Origin of the sequence: Altericroceibacterium indicum (assembly GCF_009828105.1) — a bacterium.
Lineage (GTDB): Bacteria > Pseudomonadota > Alphaproteobacteria > Sphingomonadales > Sphingomonadaceae > Altericroceibacterium > Altericroceibacterium indicum.
Genome location: NZ_WTYQ01000014.1, coordinates 1 through 2,859, shown reverse-complemented (window position 1 = coordinate 2,859; position 2,859 = coordinate 1). Strand labels below are relative to the sequence as shown.

Annotated in this window: 1 protein-coding gene; it reads left to right on the top strand. The window is 53.0% G+C overall.

What is annotated here, in order from left to right; translation table 11 throughout:
• Nucleotides 1-2,859: Ig-like domain-containing protein (locus tag GRI39_RS14325; protein WP_160740412.1), on the top strand; the 2,859-nt coding region annotated here is incomplete at both ends.

Genomic DNA, 2,859 nt, shown 5'->3' with positions numbered 1-2,859 from the left:
TCGAGCTTTGATGGTGGGAATGTCTATGCGGTGGTGCTCCAGGTCAGCGATGGCAATGGCGGGACGGCCACCCAAAATGTGCAGGTCACCGTCACCAATGCCAATGAAGCGCCCAGCCTTGCGGCCAGTGCGGCTGTCACCCTGACCGAGAACCAGAGCCTGGCGACCAGCATTGTGGCGACCGATGTGGATGGTGACACGCTATCCTATGCGATCACGGGCGGTGCCGATGCAGCCTTGTTTACGGTGGGTGCAGACGGGAAGTTGTCCTTTGTCACCGCGCCTGACTTTGAAGCGCCGGGCGATGCGAATGGGGACAATGTCTATGATGTGATTGTGACTGTCTCAGATGGCAATGGCGCGAGCGCCAGCCAGAGCGTGGCCGTGACCATTACAGATGTGAATGAAGCGCCGGTGATCACCAGTGGTGATACGATTGCTATGGCCGAAGGCCGGATGGCGGTGCTGACGATGGCCGGCAGCGATAGCGATGGAGATGTGCTCGCCTGGTCGATTGCAGGCGGGCTGGATGCGAGCCTCTTTACGATTGATAGCGCCACAGGAGCGCTCAGCTTCATCACCGCACCCGACTATGAAGCACCGGCCGATAGTGATGAGGATAATATCTATCAGCTGAGCGTCAAAGTCTCTGACGGCAATGGCAAGAGCACGACGCAATCGATCAGCATTGCAATCACGGATACAAATGAGCCGCTGATTATCACCAGCAGTGACAATGTCACCTTGGCAGAAAATCGCACCAACGTCATGGGTGTCGAAGCGACTGATGGAGATGGCGATCAACCAACCTATGCGATCGCAGGAGGGGTAGATGGCAATCTTTTCACAATCAACAGCACAACAGGTGCTCTGTCCTTCAAAGCGGCGCCTGATTTTGATGTCCCAGGCGATTTTGATGGAGACAATATTTATGATGTGATCGTTTCGGCCAATGATGGCACGCAAACCGTCAAGCAGGCCGTCACAATTACGCTTACCAATGTCAATGAGGCTCCAGTCATCACAAGTGCTGCTGGTGCGACACTTGCTGATGAGCAAATTGCAGTCATGGTGCTAAGAGCCATTGATGAAGACAATGATACGCTAACTTGGTCCATTACAGGAGGCGTGGATGCTAGCCTGTTCACAGTGGATGCAAATACAGGTGCGCTGAGCTTCGTCACAGCCCCTAATTATGGGTCTCCCAGCGATAGTAATAGCGATAATGTATACCGCGTCACCGTTGCAGTAAGCGATGGAAATTATACGACCAGCCAAGATATCTCCGTCACGATTACATCAGATAATTCGGCGCCGGTAATCACCAGTAACTCTTCTTTTACAGTTCAGGAAAACCGAACGAACGTTGCGACAATTACGGCCGAAGATCCAGAAAATGACACTCTGACCTATTCCATAGTAGGTGGTGCTGATGCCGACCTGTTTACCGTGGATTCCAATGGTCAGTTGGCTTTTAACGATGCTCCTGACTTTGAAAATCCAGCAGATAGCGATGGGGATAATGTCTATAATGTTATCATCGCTGCAAGTGATGGAGAGGCATCCACACAACAAAGCGTCAGCATAACGGTATCCGACAAGAATGAGGCCCCGACTTTAAGCAGCTCGCCTACGATCACTTTGTTGGAAGGTCGGGCACAGGTCGGCTCTGTATCTGCAAGTGATAGCGACGGTGATCCTCTCACCTACGCGATCGCCGGAGGGGCGGATGGCACACTGTTCACGATTGATCCGGAGAGCGGTGCATTGGCCTTCCAAGATGTGCCGGATTTTGAAACGCCCAATGACGCAGATGGAGATAATATCTATGAATTGTTGGTGTCTGTCAGTGATGGTGTGGAGACTGTTTTACAGTCTGTAACGGTCACCATTACGGATAAGAATGAAGCACCGGTTATCACTAGTGATGCTGATGTAACGATTGTTGAAAACCGCTCTGAAGTGATGAGCATTGATGCGCTTGATGGCGACGGTGACAATCTGACTTATACGATTGCAGGCGGCGTAGATTCTAATCTGTTCACCATTGATGAACTTACGGGCGTACTTTCGTTTCGCAGCGCTCCAGATTTTGAACGACCCAATGATGCGGATGAGAACAACGTTTATCGCTTAAAAATTGCTGTGAGCGACGGCACGAGCACCACAACACAGGACATATTGGTCACGGTTGCAGATAAAAACGAAGCACCTGTGATCACGAGTGGTCTGTCGTTGACGGTTGCGGAGAATGGGACGGCTGTCGGCACAGTGGCAGCCACAGATGATGATGGCGATGGGCTGACCTTCAGCCTGACAGGTGGTGCGGATGCCGATCTGTTCACGATCGATGCGGCCACCGGAGCGCTGTCCTTCAAGGTGGCACCTGATTATGAAGCGGGGCAGACCAGCTTTGTGGTGGAAGTGAGTGTGTCTGACGGGACGATTGTGACCAGCGACACGGTGACGATCACGCTGACGGATGTGAATGAAGCACCGGTGATCACGAGCGCGCTCGATGTGACCGTGATAGAAGGCGATGCGGGTCCGGTTCTCTTTGAGGCGGAAGATCCCGATGGCGATACGCTGAGCTGGTCGATTGAGCCAGGTGGCGATGGCGCGCTGTTCACGATTGATGGTGCGACGGGAGAGATCAGCTTCAAGACCGCGCCGGATTACGCCAACCCTGCCGATAGTGATGGCGATAATGTCTATGCCCTGACCATCACGGTGGATGACGGGAATGGCAAAAGCGTCACGCAGGATGTGACGATCACAGTGACGGATACGAATGAAGCGCCAGAGATTACGAGCGGTGGTTCGGTCAGTCTGGATGAGAACACGACAGCGGTGCTGAGC